Here is an 18,239-nt window from a genome sequence, read left to right on the forward strand (position 1 = left end):
CGGGTCCGGCGGCGGTCGTGGCGAGCGGAGTGGTGGGCGGTGGCGGGTGGGCGGGCGCTGGGGCGGCGGTTCCGGTGGCTGTGGGGGGCGTACGCGGTCAGTGTCTTCGGGACGTGGCTGGCGTTCGACGCGTTCTCCCTGATCGCCGTCGTCGTGCTGCACGCCGGGGTGACCGAGGTGGCGCTGCTGTCGGCCTCGGGGCTCGCGGTGGGGGCGGCGCTGGCGGTTCCGCTCGGGGCGTGGGTGGAACTGCGGCCGAAGCGGCCCGTGATGGTCGCCGCGGATCTGGTCCGGTGCGCGGTGCTGCTCAGCCTCCCGGCCGCGTTCGCCCTGGACGCGCTCGGCCTCGGGCAGCTTCTGGTGGCGTCGGTGGTGGTGGCCGCCGCGGACATCACGTTCAACGCGGCGAGCGGCGCGTATCTGAAATCCCTCCTCCCGCCGGAGGACCTGCTGGTGGCGAACGGCCGCTTCGAGGCCACGATGTGGACGGCCACGGCCATCGGGCCACCGCTCGGCGGGACGGCGATCGGTGTGTTCGGCCCGATGGCGACGGTGCTGGCGAACGCGGTCAGCTTTCTTCTCTCGGCACTGGGGATCCGGGCGATCGGGAGTACCGGGGAGATCGGGAGTACCGGGAGTACCGGGGGTAGCGGGGACAGCGAGGGTAAGGAAAGGCAACAGATCCGCCCTGACGCCCCATCAGGCCCACGGGCGAGCGACCTTCGCGCGGGCTGGCGGCACATCCTCACCCACCCGATCCTGCGCCCGCTGTTCCTCAACACGGTCCTGGTCAACTCCCTGATGATGGTGTCGGCCCCGCTGCTCGCCGTCCTCATGCTCGGCCCGCTCGGCTTCACCCCCTGGCAGTACGGCCTCGCCTTCGCCGTGCCGTGCCTGGGCGGCCTGCTGGGCTCCCGGCTGTCCCGGCGCCTGGCGGCCCGCCACGGCCGGCACCGGATCCTGCTCGTCGCGGGCACCCTGCGCGCGTGCTGGCCCGTCGGCCTGGCCTTCATCGGCCCGGGCACGCCCGGCCTGCTGCTCGTCATGGCCGTCGAGTTCGGCCTGATCACCTGCGCGGGCGTCTTCAACCCGGTGCTCGCCACCACGCGCCTCGAACTGACCCCGCCGGACCGGGTGACCCGCACCCTGTCGGCCTGGTCGATCACCGTCAAGACGGTGACCGCGGCCATGACCGCGCTGTGGGGCCTGCTCGCGACGCTGACCGGCCCGCGCGCGGCGATCGCCCTCGCCGGGATCCTGCTCCTGGCGACACCGCTGCTGCTCCCCCGACAGGAGCAGGCGGCGCGGCACGGCGCCCTCAAGTAACGACTGGGTTGCTGGTATAGACCTCTCTTGACGCCGCCTCCTCGTCGGACTACGTTCCTCGACATCCGGATAGGAAACCTTCCTAACAGTGATCCCGGATGGACTTCCGTCGTAGATCGCTGGGAAGCTGGTCAGCCGAAAGGCAGGTGTCGACTCCATGGCAGGAACCGCCGGTACGCCGGGCACCCCACGCGTCCTGCGCGCCATGAACGACCGTGCCGCCCTGGACCTCCTCCTGGAGCACGGGCCGTTGTCCCGCACGCGGATCGGCAAGCTCACCGGCCTGTCCAAGCCGACCGCCTCCCAGTTGCTGGCCCGCCTCGAGGCCGCCGGCCTCGTCCTGGCCACCGGCACGACGGAGGGCCGCCCCGGCCCCGGCGCCCAGCTCTACGAGGTCAACCCGACCGCCGCGTACGCCGCGGGGCTCGACGTCACCCCCGAACGCATCCTCGCCGCCGTCGCCGACATCACCGGCCGCACGGTCGGTTCGTACGAACTGCCCACCCCCGGCAGACGCACGGGCCGGCCCGTCGTCCGGCAGGTCACCGACGCCCTGGACGGCGCGGTGAAGGCGGCGGGCCTCGCCCGCGACGACGTCCGCCGGCTCGTCATCGGCACCCCCGGCGCCTTCGACCCCAACACGGGCCGGCTGCGCTACGCCTCCCACCTCCCCGGCTGGCACACCCCGGCCCTCCTGGACGAACTCGCCGCCGCGCTGCCGATGCCGGTCGAGTACGAGAACGACGTCAACCTCGTGGCGGTGGCCGAGCAACGGCTCGGCGCGGCCCGCGGCCACGAGGACTTCGTACTGCTGTGGAACGAGGGCGGACTCGGCGCCGCCCTCGTCCTCGGCGGCCGGCTGCACCGCGGCTGGACCGGCGGCGCGGGCGAGGTGGGTTTCCTGCCGGTTCCCGGCACGCCCCTGGTCCGGCAGGTGACCAGAGCCAACAGTGGCGGCTACCAGGAGCTGGCCGGCTCCCAGGCCATCCCCCGGCTCGCCGCCGAACTCGGCATGACCGACATCCCCTCGACGCCGTACGCCGAGGCCGCCGCCACCCTCGTCGCACGGGCCGCCGCCGAGGACACCGTCCTCAACCGGCTGCTCCTGCACACCTACGCGACCCGGCTGGCCACCGGTCTGGCCTCCCTGGTCTCCGTCCTCGACCCCGAACTGGTCGTCCTCAGCGGCGCCTGCCTCACCTCCGGCGGCGAAGTGCTGCGCGCGCTCGTCCAGGACGAGCTGGAGGAACTGGCCGCGTCCCGGCCCCGGCTCGTCGTCGGCGACGTCCGTGAACATCCGGTGCTGCGGGGCGCGCTGGAGAGCGCGCTGGCGACCACACGCGACGAGGTCTTCGACACCGCGCGCTGACCGCCCACCCCCGCGGCCCAGCCCTTTAACCCACCCCTCAGCTCACCCCCCACCTTCCCTCACCCACCCCTGTCTCGCCCTTGGGAGACCTCGCCATGCCCGGAAAGTCCAGGAAAGTCACGTCCATAGCGTCCCGCAGGACAGCCGCCGCCCTAGCCGCCTCCGCCTCGCTGGCCCTCCTCGCCACGGCCTGCACCGGCCAGTCGGAGTCGGGCGCCACCGACGACCCCGACGCCAAGACCACGATCACCTTCTGGCACGGCTGGAGCGCGCCCGGCGAGGTCAAGGCGATCCAGGAGAACGTCGGCCGGTTCGAGAAGGCCCACCCCAACATCACCGTGAAGGTCGTCGGCAACATCAACGACGACAAGCTCAACCAGGCGCTGCGCGCGGGCGGTTCGAACGGGCCGGACGTGGTGTCGTCGTTCACGACCGCCAACATCGGCAAGTTCTGCTCCTCCGGCGCCTTCCTCGATCTCAAGCCCTTCATCGAGAAGTCGAAGCTCGACCTCGACAAGACCATCCCGAAGCCGATGCTGGACTACACCCAGTTCGAGGGCACCCGCTGCGCCCTGCCCCTGCTGGGCGACGCCTACGGCCTCTACTACAACAAGGACGCTTTCGAGAAGGCGGGCATCACGTCCCCGCCGAAGACCTGGTCGGAGTTCGCGAAGGTCGCCGAGAGGCTGACCGTGAGCAAGGGTGACAGTTACCAGCAGCTCGGCTTCATGCCGACGTACCACGGCTACGAGACGGTCGTGGACCACTACATGTCCCAGTGGGACCACGCCTACTTCGACGCCGACGGCAAGTCCAACATCGCCAAGGACCCGGCCTTCGCCGAGATGTTCACGTACCAGAAGAAGCTCATCGACGACCTCGGCGGCTTCGCGAAGCTGGAGAAGTACCGCAACACCTTCGGCGACGAGTGGGGCGCCAAGCACCCGTTCCACACCGGCCAGGTGGCCATGCAGCTCGACGGCGAGTGGCGGCTCGGCATGGCTCAGGACGCCGGCGTCGGCTTCGAGATCGGCACCGCTCCGATGCCCGTCGCCGACGACGAGGCCGACGAGTACGGCAAGGGCTTCCTCTCCGGCACGATCATCGGCATCGCGCCGCAGAGCGAGAAGCAGAACGCGGCCTGGGAACTGGTGAAGTACCTGACCACCGACACCGAGGCCGTCGTGTCCTTCGCCAACGCCATCCACAATGTGCCGTCCACCTTCGCGGCCCTGAAGTCGCCCGAGCTGAAGGTGGACCCCGCCTTCAAGACGTTCCTGGACATCGCCCAGCACCCGCACTCCAACACCCCGCCGGCCTCCGTCAACGGCTCCACGTACCAGACGACGCTGCAGGACTTCGGCTACCAGTACGAGTCGGGCAAGGTGAAGGACCTGAAGGCCGGTCTGGAGAAGACCGCCCGGCAGATCGACACCGACATCGAGCAGGCGAAGTAGCGTCCCGGTGTCCGCGCACACGCTCCGTTCGAAGCGCCGCAGGTCGGCGCTTCGAACGGTGGCCTTCCTGTCCCCGTGGCTCATCGGGTTCGGCGTCTTCTTCGCCTATCCGCTGGTGTCCACCGTGTACTTCTCCCTGATGAAGTACGACGGCTTCGGCACACCGGCGTTCCGCGGCCTGGGCAACTGGGCCTACGTCTTCAACGACTACCCGCTGTTCTGGCCGGCCCTGCGCAACACGCTCTGGCTGGTCCTGGTGATGGTGACCTGCCGGGTCGTCTTCGGACTCGGCATCGGACTGCTCATCACCAGGATCAAGACCGGCGCGGGCGTCTTCCGCACCCTCTTCTACCTGCCGTACCTCGCCCCGCCGGTGGCCGCGACCCTGGCCTTCGTCTTCCTGCTCAACCCCGGCACCGGCCCGGTCAACTCCCTCCTCGGCGACCTCGGGCTGCCGGCGCCCGGCTGGTTCACGGATCCCCTCTGGTCCAAGCCGGCCCTGACCGCGCTGGCGCTGTGGGGCGTGGGCGACCTCATGGTCATCTTCATGGCCGCGCTGCTCGACGTGCCGAAGGAGCAGTACGAGGCGGCGGAGCTGGACGGCACATCGGCCTGGCAGCGGTTCCGGTACGTCACGCTGCCGAACATCTCGCCGATCGTGATGTTCGCCGTGGTCACGGGCGTGATCCAGACGATGCAGTACTACACACAGCCGCTGGTGGCCGGGAAGGTCGCCTCCGGCATCATCGGCGGCTCCGGCCAGCAGTTCGAGCCGGGCTACCCCGACAAGTCGACCCTGACGCTCCCCCAGCTCGTCTACAACCTCGGCTTCCAGCGCTTCGACTACGGCTCGGCCTGTGTGATCGCACTCGTCCTGTTCGCTCTCGCCATGGCGTTCACCGCGCTGCTGATGCGGCGCCGGGGCGGACTGATCCAGGCAGGTGACTGACCATGACCCAAGTGCTGGACAAGCCCGTGGAGTTGACGGAGCCGACCGTCGCCGAGCGCACGGCCCGCCGCAAGGCGCTCCTGGAATGGATAGCGGTCCACTCCCTCGGCGTCGCGGCGGCGCTCTTCTTCACCCTGCCCTTCGTGTTCGTCGTGCTGACCTCGCTGATGAGCGACCAGCAGGCGCTCACCCGCGACCTGGTCCCGGACACCTGGGAATGGGGCAACTACACCAAGGTCTTCGACACCCCCGGCTTCCTGACCTGGTGGAAGAACACGCTGATCTACGCGGGCCTGGGCACGGTCCTGACCGTCGTGTCCTCGGTCCCGGTGGCCTACGCGCTCGCGAAGTTCCGCTTCCGCGGCCGCAATGCGGCCCTGATGCTGGTCATCTCGATGATGATGCTGCCGCCCCAGGTGGTCATCATCCCGATGTACCTGTTCTGGGCGAAGCAACTGGACCTCTCGGGATCCCTGTGGCCCCTGATCATCCCGATGGCGTTCGCAGACGCGTTCTCGATCTTCCTGCTGCGTCAGTTCCTGACCACCATCCCCAACGAGTACCTGGACGCGGCGAGGGTGGACGGCTGCGGTGAACTGCGCACGCTCCTGCGCGTGGTCCTCCCCATGGCGAAGCCGGGTATCGCCGCGGTGGCCCTCTTCCAGTTCTTCTACGCCTGGAACGACTACTTCGGCCCCCAGATCTACGCCTCCGAGAACCCGGGCGCCTGGACCCTCTCCTACGGCCTGGAGTCGTTCAAGGGCGCCCACCACACCGACTGGAACCTCACCATGGCCGCGACCGTTCTGGTCATGGCCCCCGTCATCGTCGTGTTCTTCTTCGCGCAGAAGGCGTTCGTAGAGGGCGTCACGCTCACCGGAGTAAAGGGTTGAACAACCTATGAAACTCACCGTGGTCGGCGGCGGCTCGACCTACACCCCCGAACTCATCGACGGCTTCGCCCGCCTCCGGGACACCCTCCCCATCGAGGAACTGGTCCTGATGGACCCGGCGGCGGACCGCCTGGAACTGGTCGGCGGCCTGGCCCGCCGTATCTTCACCCGACAGGCCCACGACGGCCGGATCACCACGACCACCGACCTGGACGCGGCGGTGGACGGCGCGGACGCGGTCCTCCTGCAACTGCGCGTGGGCGGCCAGGCGGCCCGTGAACAGGACGAGACGTGGCCCCTGGAATGCGGCTGCGTGGGCCAGGAGACGACGGGCGCGGGCGGCCTGGCGAAGGCCCTGCGCACGGTCCCGGTCGTCCTCGGCATCGCCGACCGCGTCCGCCGCGCCAACCCCACCGCCTGGATCATCGACTTCACCAACCCGGTCGGCATCGTGACCCGGGCCCTGCTCCAGGAGGGCCACAAGGCGGTCGGGCTGTGCAACGTGGCGATCGGCTTCCAGCGCAAGTTCGCCAAGCTGCTCGGCGTCTCCCCCTCCGAGGTGCACCTGGACCACGTGGGCCTCAACCACCTCACCTGGGAGACCGGGGTACGCCTCGGCGGCCCCGAGGGCGAGGACGTCCTGCCGAAGCTCCTGACCGACCACGGCGACACGATCGCCGCGGACCTGCACCTGCCGCGGGCAGTCCTGGACCGCCTCGGCGTCGTCCCGTCGTACTACCTGCGCTACTACTACGCGCACGACGAGGTGGTGCGCGAACTGCGGACCAAACCGTCCCGCGCCGCGGAAGTGGCCGAAATGGAAAGAAAACTGCTCACCCTGTACGCCGACCCGGCCCTGGACGAGAAGCCCGGACTCCTCTCCGAGCGCGGCGGCGCGTACTACTCGGAGGCGGCGGTGGACCTGGCGGCGGCGCTGCTGAACGGCGCGGGGAGCCCGTACCAGGTGGTGAACACGTACAACAGGGGCACCCTGCCGTTCCTCCCCGACGACGCGGTGATCGAGGTGCAGGCGGCGGTCGGCGGACAGGGCCCGCTCCCGCTGCCGGTCCCGAGCCCGGAACCCCTGTACGCGGGCCTGATGGCCCAGGTGACGGCCTACGAGGACCTGGCCCTGGAGGCGGCCCTGCACGGCGGCCGCACCCGTGTCTTCAAGGCCCTGCTCTCCCACCCCCTCATCGGCCAGTACGAGTACGCCGAGCAGCTCACCGACCGGCTGATCGCACACAACCGGGAGCACCTCGCGTGGGCATGACCGCACGTGTCCTCGCCATCGACGCGGGCAACAGCAAGACCGACGTGGCGGTGGTGGCCGGCGACGGGACCGTCCTGGCCACGGCCCGGGGAGGAGGGTTCCGTCCGCCCGCGGTGGGCGTGGCGGCGGCCATGGACACCCTCGCCGAGGCCGTGGACCGGGCCTTCACGGCCGCGGGCGTGACATCCGCCGACCACGTCTCCGCGTGCCTGGCCAACGCCGACTTCCCGGTGGAGGAGGAGACCCTGGCCGCCGCGCTGCACGCGCGCGCGTGGGGGACGACGGTCGAGGTCCGCAACGACACCTTCGCGATCCTGCGGGCGGGTGTGACCGAACCCCGGGGCGTGGCCGTCGTCTGCGGCGCCGGCATCAACTGCGTGGGCATGCGCCCCGACGGCCGTAGGGCCCGCTTTCCGGCGCTGGGCCGCATCTCCGGTGACTGGGGCGGCGGTTGGGGGCTGGCGGAGGAGGCGCTGTGGCACGCGGCGCGGGCGGAGGACGGCCGGGGCGAGCCGACGGCCCTGGCGCGCACCCTCCCCGCCCACTTCGGCCTCCCCACGATGTACGCCCTGATCGAGGCCCTGCACCTGGGGCACGTCGAGGAGATCCGCCGTCACGAGCTGACACCGGTCCTGTTCACCACGGCGGAGGCCGGCGACCCGGTCGCCCGCGCGATCGTGGACCGGCTGGCCGACGAGGTGGTGACGATGGCGACGGTCGCCCTGAGCCGCCTCGAGATGCTGGAGCAGGAGACACCGGTCCTGCTGGGCGGAGGCGTACTGGCGGCCCGCCACCCCCAACTGACCGACGGCATCCGGGACTTGCTGGCAGCGCGGGCTCCGAAGGCCGTGGCCCGGGTGGTGGCGGCGAGCCCGGTGCTGGGGGCGGCATTGCTGGGGCTGGACCGGGTGGGGGCGGAAGCGGAGGTGCACGAACGGCTGCGGTCACACTTCGAAGGCTGACGGGGCCGACGGGGCCGACAGGGCCGGCGGCGGAACTCGGCCCAGCCCCTGGAGCGGAACCGATCCGATTCCCACGGCGTATTCATGGGCAGGGGAGGTGCGGGATCCTGTCGGCCGCCGGCAGGCGCTCCGCTGCGATCCGATCAAGATCCAGGGAAGGCCGGTGCGGATGTCAGTCCCGGCAGCGATACTTGCCGCGACGGATGACCACGGGGGAGGTCAGCAGTGACACAGACGCCGAAGAGCAGCACCGCACCACCACCGGGCCACGACCCGGTGCACGGCACCCCCACCCTGCCGTCCGTCCCCCCACAGCCCCACCGCCCGGCCGCGCCCGGCCCCACCTCCACCGAACCCCGCCGCACCGCCTTCGCCGAGGGCTTCGACCAGCTCCGCGCGGCCGCCACCACCGAACCCGGCCGCCTGCGCATCATCGGCGCCCTCCTCGCCCTCCTCGTCATCGCCTTCGGCGCCATCGCCGCCTGGCAGATGACCGAGCGCGCGAGCGCGGCCGACGACGTCCTCAACCGCAGCCAGCCCCTCACCTCGGACGCGGCCGACATCTACCGCTCCCTCGCGGACGCCAACACCGCCGCGGCCAGCGGCTACCTCGCCGGTCTGCAGGAGAAGCCCGCCATGCGCGAGGGCTACGAGACGGACATCCGCACGGCCGCCGCCAAGCTCGTCACCGCCGCCGCCAACTCCGAACCGGGCTCGACCTCGGCGGACACGATCGCCGAACTCAGCAGACTGCTCCCCGAGTACAACGGCCTGGTCGAGACCGCGCGGGCCAACAACCGCCAGGGCTACCCCGTCGGCGGCGCCTATCTGCGCGCCGCGAACGAGATGATGCAGCAGAAGATGCTGCCGGCCGCCCAGAAGCTGCACCGGACCGAGAACCAGCGCCTGCGCGAGGACTACGCCGACGCGAAGTCCTTCCCCTGGGCGGCCGCGGGCCTCGGCATCGTCGCCCTGGGCGGCCTCGCCTGGGCCCAGCGCCGCAACTACCGGCGCACCAACAGGGTCCTCAACCACGGCCTGGTCACCGCCACGGCCGCCTCCACGGTCGTCCTGCTGTGGCTCACCGTGGGGCACACCGTGGCCCGCGCGGGCCTGAACGACTCCTACGACCACGGCGTCCGCTCCTTGAACGTGCTGCACGAGGCCCGGATCGCCTCCCTCACCGCCCGCAGCGACGAGAACCTCGCCCTGGTCCGCCGCGGCGCGGACACCAAGGCGCTCGACGACGACACGGTCGTGGACGCGTACGAGTGGGGCTACGACCGGGAGATCGAGGAGCTCGGCAAGGCGCTCACCCGGGCCGCGGGCCTCGCCGACGACACGGCGGGGAGGAAGCCGGTGCAGGACGCGAACGGCTTCATGAAGATCTGGAAGGACCGCCACGGCATCGCCCGCGCCGACAACGACTCGGGCAACTACCAGGCCGCCCGCGACCGTGTGATCGGCACCGCGAAGGAGCCGACGAGCGTGTGCTTCGACAACGTCGACCAGGCCCTGGCCACGGCACTGAAGCACGAGCAGACCGAGTTCAGGCAGGCCGCGGGCGACGGCCGCGACTCGCTGACCGGCCTCCCGACCGGCGCCGCGGTCCTCGCGGTCCTGGGCGCGGCCGGCGCGGTCCTCGGCATCGGCCGCAGGCTGTCGGAGTACCGGTGAGAGGGGGCACGACGATGAACGCGCACCACGCACACGACACACGCCGCACCAGCACCCCCTGGCACCGTCTGCGGGCCGGCCTGCGCGGCTGGGGCGGCGTCGGCGCGATGGCCGTCCTGTGCGCGATGGCCCTGGCCTTCGCCCTGCTGCTCCCGCTCTCCCAGCCGTCCGGCGACACCGGTGCCCCCGGCGGCGACACGGACCCCGCCGGCCACCGCGTCACCACCGGCCTCCAGGCCGAGGCCGAGGACTGCGAGAACCCGCAGGACAAGAGCCTCTCCCCGGCAGGCGGCAACGGCGACACCCCGGCCCTCGACGCCATCAAGGCCCGCAAGGACCGGCGCCTGATCGTCGGCATCGACACCAACAGCTACCGCTGGGGCTACCTCGACCCGAACAACCCCTCCGGCGCGTTGGAGGGCTTCGACATCGACCTGGTCCACCGGATCGCCGAGGACATACTCGGCGACCGCGACGCCGTGCGGTTCAAGGCGATCCCGACCAGCCGCCGTATCGAGGCGATCCAGAAGGGCGAGGTCGACATGGTGGTCCGCACCATGACGATCAACTGCGACCGCATCGAGCAAGTCGCCTTCTCCGCCCCGTACTTCGTCACCGGCCAGCAGGTCCTCGCCCCCAAGACCTCGGAGATCACCGGGTACGACAAGAGCCTGGCGAAGAAGAAGGTCTGCTCGGCGGAGGGCTCCACGGCCTACGACAACCTCGAGGCGGACAAGAAGGAAGGCGACCTCCCCGCGTCCACCGACATCGCCGTCACCGTCCCCAACCAGCTCGACTGCCTGGTGAAGTTGCAGCTCGGCGAGGTCGACGCGATCGTCACCGACGGCGCCCTGGCGGCCAGTCAGGCCGCGCAGGACCCCACGGTCGAACTGAAGGGCGGACTGTTCACCGACGAGTACTACGGCGTGGCGATGAAGCTGGGCTCCGACGATCTGGTACGCCAGGTCAACCGGACCCTGGAGAACTACATCGAGGACGGCGGCTGGAAGACGTCGTACGAGAAGTGGCTGCACCCGACCATGGACCAGGGCGACAAGAAGTCGGCGTCGGCGACCCCTCCCGAAGCCCGGTACAAGTGACCGACCATCAACTGACAGACAGTTACTGACAGACGATTACTGACAGACGACTGACGAAACCACAACGCAGCGAGAGGTGATCGATGGGCGTCACGGACCCCGCCGGGCCGGTGATGGACCGGGACGAGGTGGACCGTGCGCTGGCGCGGCTCGGCGCGGAGCACGAGGCGATCGAGACCTCGCTCCTCGCCCTGCAGGACCACGCGGGCCGCAGACTTCTCGAGGGCGCGCAGTTGACCGGGGTCACCAAGGAGCGCTGGACGGCCGCGGAGGCGTCGATCACGTTGCTGTGGGCGTACTTCGACGCGTACACGGACGCGTTGCGCTCCGCCCGCGAGATCCGCGCCCGGCGCCGCTGGTCCAGCCGGGACGACCTGGTGGAGCTGACGGAGCTGCTGCGCGGCGACTCCGTGACCGTCGCGGGCTCGACGACCGCGACGGCGACCGCCAACGCGCCGACATTGCAAGGCGCTTCGAGCAAGCTCAGCGAGCAGTTCTCGCTGGCCACCCTGGTCGACCGGATGAACGAACTGTACGCGACCTCGCTCGACATGGTCGTCGCCGCCGACGCCGTCTGGTCGGCGCTGCCCGCGCGGATCGATTTACTCGCCGCGGAGCTCCAGCGCACCCGCAAGCTCGCGCACTCCGTCGGCGTACGCCCCGGCGAGCACCCCTCGGGCGACGACCTGGAGCGCATCACCCGCACCCTCACCAACCTGCGCGCGCAGGTGGTCTCCGACCCGCTGGCGTACTGGATCCCCACGCAGGGCAGTTCGGCGCCGGGCGGCGGCCGGCCGGACACCACGGTCTACGACCGGGAGGCGCGCGCCCTGGAGGACGTACGCCGTGAGATCGACGCGGTGCTGACGGTCCGCCAGGATGCCGAGCAGCGTCTGGTCAAGCTGCGCGACGTGCTCTCGCGCGCGGACCGCACGCTGGCCGAGGCCCGCACCGCGCGCGGCGAGGTGCTGGCGAAGATCGCCGCCACGGAGGTGCCGGTCGTCAGCGGCCCGCCGACCGCGCTGCAGGAGCAGTTGGCGACGGCCGCCGAGTACCGCAGACACGCCCAGTGGCACCGTCTGTCCCCGCTCCTGGAGTCGCTGGAGCAGAAGGCGGACGACGAACTGCTGCGCGCCCGCGAGTCGCTGACCGCGGTCACCGCGCCCCTGGCGGTCCGCGCGGAGCTGCGCGGCCGCCTCGACGCGTACAAGGCGAAGGTCGCGCGGCACGGCTTCGCGGAGGACCCGTTCCTGATCGAGCGCTACGACGCGGCCCGCCGCATGCTGTGGAGCGCCCCCTGCGACCTGCGCGTCGCCGAACAGGCGGTCCTGCGCTACCAGCAGGCGGCCGCCGACCTGCTCGGCAGCGGCCGGGTACCGGGGCCGCGCGGGCCGGAGGATCGCGGGGGATCATGAGGGTGAGAGCCTGTGAACAAACCCCCGTGGGGGAGCGCGTGCCGACAGCGACATCAGCCTCCCCCACGCTCGAATCGAGCTCGCGCGGGGGCACCCCCATCGCGGCGGGCGCAGCGCTGGCGGGGCTTTGTTCACAGGCTCTAAGGGGGGAGTCGTCGTCATGAGTCAGGCACAGCAGCCCTGCCAGCGGCCGGACTGTGGTGGGGCGTACGAGGACATGGGTGGCGGTGAGCTGTACTGCGACACCTGCGGGCTCGCCCCGGTCGTCTCGGCGAGCGGCATGGTCGGCTCGCCGCCCACCGGGATGACCGGCGGTGGCAAGGGCGGGCGCGGTTCGGGCAGTGACAGCTCCCGCGCCGGCAGCCGTGGCAGCTCGCGTACGTCGTCGCAGTCGTCGAAGTCCCGGCGCTCGGTGTCGGGACGGCTCTCGCGCGCGCTGTCGGGCCGTTCCACGGGCCGCTCGGTGTCGGTGCGCAGCTCCGGCTCCTCGGCGGGCTCCAGCGGCCGCAGCCGGCTCGGCGCCGGTCTGGTCCAGGTGCCGGACGTGCCGCGGCCCGACCCGCGCGCGATGGTGCTTCAGAACCCCGAGGTGCCCGAGCGCAAGCGTTTCTGCTCGCGTTCGGACTGCGGCGCGCCGGTGGGCCGTGCGCGCGGCGACCGGCCGGGCCGTACCGAGGGCTTCTGCACCAAGTGCGGGCACCCGTACTCGTTCATCCCGAAGCTGAAGGCCGGCGACATCGTGCACGGCCAGTACGAGGTCGTGGGCTGCCTCGCGCACGGCGGGCTCGGCTGGATCTACCTCGCCGTGGACCGCGCCGTCTCCGACCGCTGGGTGGTGCTCAAGGGCCTGCTCGACACCGGCGACCAGGACGCGATGGCGGCGGCGATCTCCGAGCGGCGCTTCCTCGCCGAGATCGAGCACGCCAACATCGTGCGGATCTACAACTTCGTCGAGCACCTCGACCAGCGCACCGGCTCCCTCGACGGCTACATCGTCATGGAGTACGTCGGCGGCAAGTCCCTGAAGGAGATCGCGAACTCGCGCCGCACGGAGACCGGCCGGCGCGACCCGCTGCCCGTCGAGCAGGCGTGCGCGTACGGCATCGAGGCCCTGGAGGCGCTCGGCCACCTCCACAGCCGCAATCTCCTCTACTGCGACTTCAAGGTCGACAACGCCATCCAGACCGAGGACCAGCTCAAGCTGATCGACATGGGCGCGGTGCGCAGGATGGACGACGAGGAGTCGGCGATCTACGGCACAGTGGGCTACCAGGCGCCGGAGGTCGCGGACGTCGGCCCCTCGGTGGCGTCCGACCTGTTCACGGTCGCCCGCACGCTCGCCGTACTGACCTTCGACTTCCAGGGCTACACGAACGTCTACGTCGACTCGCTGCCCGACCCCGACAACATCGAGGTCTTCCGCCAGTACGAGTCCTTCTACCGCCTCCTGGTCCGCGCCACCGACCCCGACCCGGCCCGCCGCTTCGCCTCCGCGCAGGAGATGACGGAGCAGCTCACGGGCGTGCTGCGCGAGGTCGTGTCCCTGCAGTCGGGGCGGGCCAGGCCGTCGCTGTCGACGCTGTTCGGGCCCGAAGTGCGGGTGACGGACACGGAGTTGTTCCCGAGGCTGGACGGGGACGTCTCGCGGCTGGGGGCGCGGGCGGCGCCGTCCCGGAAGAAGCGCACCGCGGCCGGTTCCCCCGCCCTGGAGCCCGGCGTCGGCGCCGGCGCCGGCGCCGGCAAGGCACTCACGTCCGGCGCTCCCGGCACCCCGGGCATCGTCAAGGCCGCCGACGCCCCCGCCGCCGCCCTCGCCCTGCCGGTCCCCCGGGTCGACCCCTCCGACCCCAACGCCGGTTTCCTCGCGGGCCTGATGACCACCGCGGCGGCCGAGCTGCTCGGCGCCCTCGCCGCCGCGCCCGCGCCGTCGACCGAGACCCGGCTCCGGCAGGTGCGGGCCTGGCTGGAGAACGGCGACACCGGCACCGCGCACGAGGCGCTGCTGAAGCTGGAGGACGAGCGGCCCGACGACTGGCGGGTGGTCTGGTACCGCGGCGTGGCCGCGCTGGTCACCGGCGACCACGAGGGCGCCGCGCTCGCCTTCGACGCGATCTACGACGCCTTCCCCGGCGAGCCCGCGCCCAAGCTGGCCCTCGGCCTGTGCGCGGAGGTGCTGGGGCAGTTGGACAACGCCGCCGAGTACTACCGCCTGGTGTGGTCCACCGACCCCAGCTTCGTCAGCGCCGCCTTCGGCCTGGCCCGCGTCCAGTTCGCGACCGGCGACCGCCGTGGCGCCGTAGGCACCCTGGAGTCGGTTCCGGAGAGCTCCATCCACTACACGGCCGCACGCGTCGCCGCCGTCCGGGCGCGGCTGCGCGGTCGTACGGGGGTCGGCGCCGACGTGCCGTTCCTGGACGATCTGACCGCCGCCGCGGGGCAGGTCGAGGCGCTGGAGGCGTACGGTCTGGATCCGGCGCGCCGAGAGCAGTTGTCGGCGGAAGTCCTCGGCTGCGCGCTGGACTGGATACTCTCCGGGGGCCAGGGTTCCGTCCCTCCCGCCGCCGGAGGACGGACACTGCTCGGCAGTGGCCTGGACGAGCGGGGACTGCGTTTCGGCCTGGAGCGTTCGTACCGCATGCTGGCCCGGCTCGCACGGGGCGGCGAGGAGAGGATCGACCTGGTGGAACGTGCCAACCGTTACCGCCCCCGGACGTGGGTGTAGTTGATGTCGCAGATGCCCCAGTTGTCCGCCTGCCCGAGCTGCGAATGGCCGCTCGAGTCGGGTGACCGTTTCTGCGGTGCGTGCGGATACGACCTGTCCGCCGTGCCCGTACGGCCGGACGACCACCCGACCATCGCCCTGAACGGCTCGACGCCACCCCCCGCCCCGGGCACGCCCGGCACGGACTGGCCCGCCGCCCCCACACCGAACGGCCCCACCGTGCCCGCACCCACACAGCCCCCGACGAACGCCCCCGGACCCCACCCGGTACCCCCGGGCACACCCCCACCCCCACAGTCACCACCACCCGCCGCACCGGTGCCACCGCCGACGAGCGGGACCGAGGTGCCACCGGGCAGCCAGGGCATGACGCCGACCCCCGCAGCACCGGGCCACCACGCACCGCACGGTTATCCGACCCCGGGCAGCCACGCCAGTCCGGCCCGCCCCGCAGGTCCGGGCAGCCCCACCGACCCCGGCATCCCGACACCCGGCCACCACGCACCGGCCGTCCACCCGGCCCCGGGCGGGCACGCAGGTCCGGGCAGCCACACCGACCCGCAGGCGCCGCACCCCCCGGCCGTCCCCCCAGCCGCGACCGGCGCCCCGGTCCCCCCGGTCTCCCCGGCGTCCGGTGTGCGGTTCGATCGTGCGCCGCAGCCCGAGGAGTACGCCTTGCAGGCGCCCGATCCGCGGATCGCCGCCGATCTGCCGACCCCGCCCGAGGGCACCAAGGTGTGTGTGGCCTGCCGTGCGGGACGCGTCGATCACGACGGGTACTGCGAGAACTGCGGGCACGCCCAGCCGCGCGAGCGCGACCACATGGAGCAGGACGCGGGTCCCGTCGCCGCCGTCAGCGACCGCGGTCTGCGCCACCACCGCAACGAGGACGCGTTCGCCGTGGGCGCCGCCACGCTGCCCGACGGCCGCCCGGCGGTGCTCGCGATCGTCTGCGACGGCGTGTCCTCGGCGACCCGCCCCGACGACGCCTCGATGGCCGCCTCCCGCGCCGCGAGCGATTCGCTGCTGGCCGCCCTGCCGCGCGGCACGCACCCGCAGCAGGCCATGCACGACGCGATCATCGCCGCCTCGAACGCGGTCAACGCGCTGGCGAGCGAACCGGCCACGGCCCGCGAGCAGGCCCCGCACCAGAACGCGCCGGCCTGCACGCTCGTCGGCGCCGTGGTCACCGCCGGCCTGCTGGTCGTCGGCTGGGTCGGCGACAGCCGCGCCTACTGGGTCCCGGTCGACCGCGGCACTCCCCCGGCCCGGCTCACCGAGGACGACTCCTGGGCCGCGCAGATGGTCGCCGCGGGCCTGATGAACGAGGCCGAGGCGTACGCCGACGAGCGCGCCCACGCCATCACGGGCTGGCTCGGCGCGGACGCCTACGAACTGGAGCCGCACACCGCTTCCTTCAAGCCGGACCGCCCGGGTGTGGTGATCGTGTGCACCGACGGGCTGTGGAACTACGCGGAGGCCGCCGAGGACATGGCCGACGCCGTGCCCCTCGACGCCGCCGCGCGCCCCCTGCACGGGGCCCAGGTACTGGTCGGCCACGCGCTGGACGGCGGGGGCCACGACAACGTAACAGTGGCGATCCTGCCGTTCCCGGCACCGCCGATGGGGGCAGGATCGGCCTGAGGCCTACTGCGGGGACGGCCTCAGCGGACCGGAGGGGACCGGTCCGTCGACAGCCATGGCCCCACCACGGGGTTCTTTAGGGGGATTTGAGAACGTATGGCCAATTTCTCGAAATCAAGCGTGCCGCAGTTCTCGGTGGACGTGTACCAGAACGAGTACCTGCCCGAGGGCGGCCGCGAGGTCAACGCGATCGTCACGGTCACCTCGACCGGCGGCGGCACCATCGGCAGCGCGGTCACCGCGCCCCACCTGTACTCGCCGGGGCAGAGCCCGGACGCGGCCGTGGCGATCATGGTCGACTGCTCGGGCTCGATGGACTACCCGCCGACCAAGATGCGCAACGCCCGCGACGCCACGGCCGCCGCGATCGACACCCTGCGCGACGGCGTGCACTTCGCGGTGATCGGCGGCACCCACGTGGCGAAGGAGGTCTACCCGGGCGGCGGCCACCTCGCCGTGGCCGACGCCACCACCCGCGACCAGGCCAAGCAGGCGCTGCGCAGGCTGAGCGCGGGCGGGGGCACGGCCATCGGCACCTGGCTGCGCCTGGCCGACCGGCTGCTGTCCTCGGACGACGTCGCCATCCGGCACGGCATCCTGCTCACCGACGGCCGCAACGAGCACGAGTCGCCCGAGGACCTGAAGGCCGCGCTCGACGCCTGTGCCGGACGGTTCACGTGTGACGCCCGCGGCGTGGGCACCGACTGGGAAGTGAAAGAAGTCACAGGGATCGCTTCCGCACTGCTCGGCAGCGCCGACATCGTCGCGGACCCGGCCGGTCTCGCCGCCGACTTCACGCAGATGATGGAGACGGCGATGGGCAAGGAGGTCGCGGACGTCGCGCTGCGGCTGTGGACGCCGGTCGGCACCACGATCAAGTTCGTCAAGCAAGTCGCGCCGACGGTCGAGGAATTGACCGACCGCCGCACCGAGGCCGGCCCGCGCGCCGGGGACTACCCCACGGGGTCCTGGGGCGACGAGTCCCGTGACTACCACGTTTGCGTCGAGGTCCCGGCCGCGAACATCGGCCAGGAGATGCTCGCCGCCCGGGTTTCACTGGTGGTTCCGCAACCCGACGGCAGCGCCGGGAACTTGGGCGCGCAGGGTCTCGTACGGGCCGTATGGACCGACGACATGGTCGCCTCGACGTCGATCAACCCACAGGTCGCCCACTACACCGGCCAGGCCGAACTGGCACAAGCCATTCAACAAGGGCTGGATCTTCGCAAAGCGGGCGATATGGATGGAGCAACTGCCAAACTGGGCCGCGCCGTTCAGCTCGCGAACGACTCCGGAAACGCGGATACTGCGAAACTGCTTGCGAAGGTGGTGGACGTCGTCGACGCCACGACAGGTACTGTGCGACTGAAGACGAAGGTCGAGGAGGCCGACGAGATGACTCTCGAGACACGGTCGACAAAGACTGTTCGTGTAAAGAAGTGAGCTAGAAGT

13 protein-coding genes are annotated in these 18,239 nt (G+C 71.5%); all 13 read left to right on the top strand.

Translation table 11 applies throughout. The annotated features are described in order from the left end of the window. The first annotated feature begins 39 nt into the window (after positions 1–39). Positions 40–1,326, top strand: a complete 1,287-nt coding sequence (locus ACP4J3_RS14585) for an MFS transporter (RefSeq protein WP_426534224.1) — start codon at positions 40–42, stop codon at positions 1,324–1,326. 157 nt (positions 1,327–1,483) lie between these two features. Next, a complete protein-coding gene (locus ACP4J3_RS14590) occupies positions 1,484–2,695 on the top strand; it encodes an ROK family transcriptional regulator (RefSeq protein ID WP_426534226.1) in 1,212 nt (403 codons plus the stop codon). 95 nt (positions 2,696–2,790) lie between these two features. Continuing rightward, complete coding sequence (locus ACP4J3_RS14595; RefSeq protein WP_426534228.1) at positions 2,791–4,152, top strand: ABC transporter substrate-binding protein; 1,362 nt, start codon at positions 2,791–2,793, stop codon at positions 4,150–4,152. Positions 4,153–4,159: 7 nt separating this feature from the next. Next, positions 4,160–5,101, top strand: a complete 942-nt coding sequence (locus ACP4J3_RS14600; RefSeq protein ID WP_426534230.1) for a carbohydrate ABC transporter permease — start codon at positions 4,160–4,162, stop codon at positions 5,099–5,101. Between the two features lie 2 nt (positions 5,102–5,103). Then, positions 5,104–5,994 (top strand): carbohydrate ABC transporter permease, encoded by an 891-nt coding sequence (locus ACP4J3_RS14605; protein ID WP_426534232.1) that lies wholly within the window; start codon positions 5,104–5,106, stop codon positions 5,992–5,994. A 7-nt stretch (positions 5,995–6,001) separates the two neighbouring features. Next, entirely contained in the window at positions 6,002–7,267 is a 1,266-nt protein-coding gene (locus tag ACP4J3_RS14610; RefSeq protein WP_426534234.1) for a 6-phospho-beta-glucosidase, read from the top strand. Next, entirely contained in the window at positions 7,258–8,229 is a 972-nt protein-coding gene (locus tag ACP4J3_RS14615) for an N-acetylglucosamine kinase (protein ID WP_426534236.1), read from the top strand. Before ACP4J3_RS14610 ends, ACP4J3_RS14615 begins: the two co-directional genes overlap by 10 nt. A 225-nt stretch (positions 8,230–8,454) precedes the next feature. Next, positions 8,455–9,906, top strand: coding sequence for a hypothetical protein (locus ACP4J3_RS14620; RefSeq protein WP_426534238.1), 1,452 nt, complete (start codon positions 8,455–8,457; stop codon positions 9,904–9,906). Between the two features lie 14 nt (positions 9,907–9,920). Beyond that, on the top strand, positions 9,921–11,006 hold the full coding sequence (locus tag ACP4J3_RS14625) for a glutamate ABC transporter substrate-binding protein (protein ID WP_426534240.1): 1,086 nt from the start codon (positions 9,921–9,923) through the stop codon (positions 11,004–11,006). Positions 11,007–11,089: 83 nt separating this feature from the next. After that, a complete protein-coding gene (locus ACP4J3_RS14630) occupies positions 11,090–12,421 on the top strand; it encodes a hypothetical protein (protein ID WP_426534242.1) in 1,332 nt (443 codons plus the stop codon). A 160-nt stretch (positions 12,422–12,581) separates the two neighbouring features. Then, positions 12,582–15,143, top strand: a complete 2,562-nt coding sequence (locus ACP4J3_RS14635; protein ID WP_426534244.1) for a tetratricopeptide repeat protein — start codon at positions 12,582–12,584, stop codon at positions 15,141–15,143. Positions 15,144–15,146: 3 nt separating this feature from the next. After that, positions 15,147–16,787 carry a protein phosphatase 2C domain-containing protein gene (locus tag ACP4J3_RS14640; protein WP_426534246.1) on the top strand — a complete coding sequence of 547 codons (1,641 nt, stop codon included), beginning with the start codon at positions 15,147–15,149 and terminating at the stop codon, positions 16,785–16,787. Between the two features lie 96 nt (positions 16,788–16,883). After that, the gene (locus tag ACP4J3_RS14645) at positions 16,884–18,230 is read left to right on the top strand and encodes a vWA domain-containing protein (RefSeq protein WP_426534248.1); all 1,347 of its coding nucleotides are present in this window, start codon (positions 16,884–16,886) and stop codon (positions 18,228–18,230) included. Positions 18,231–18,239: the final 9 nt, after the last annotated feature.

Origin of the sequence: Streptomyces sp. UG1, from assembly GCF_049974585.1 — a bacterium.
Taxonomy (GTDB): Bacteria; Actinomycetota; Actinomycetes; order Streptomycetales; family Streptomycetaceae; genus Streptomyces.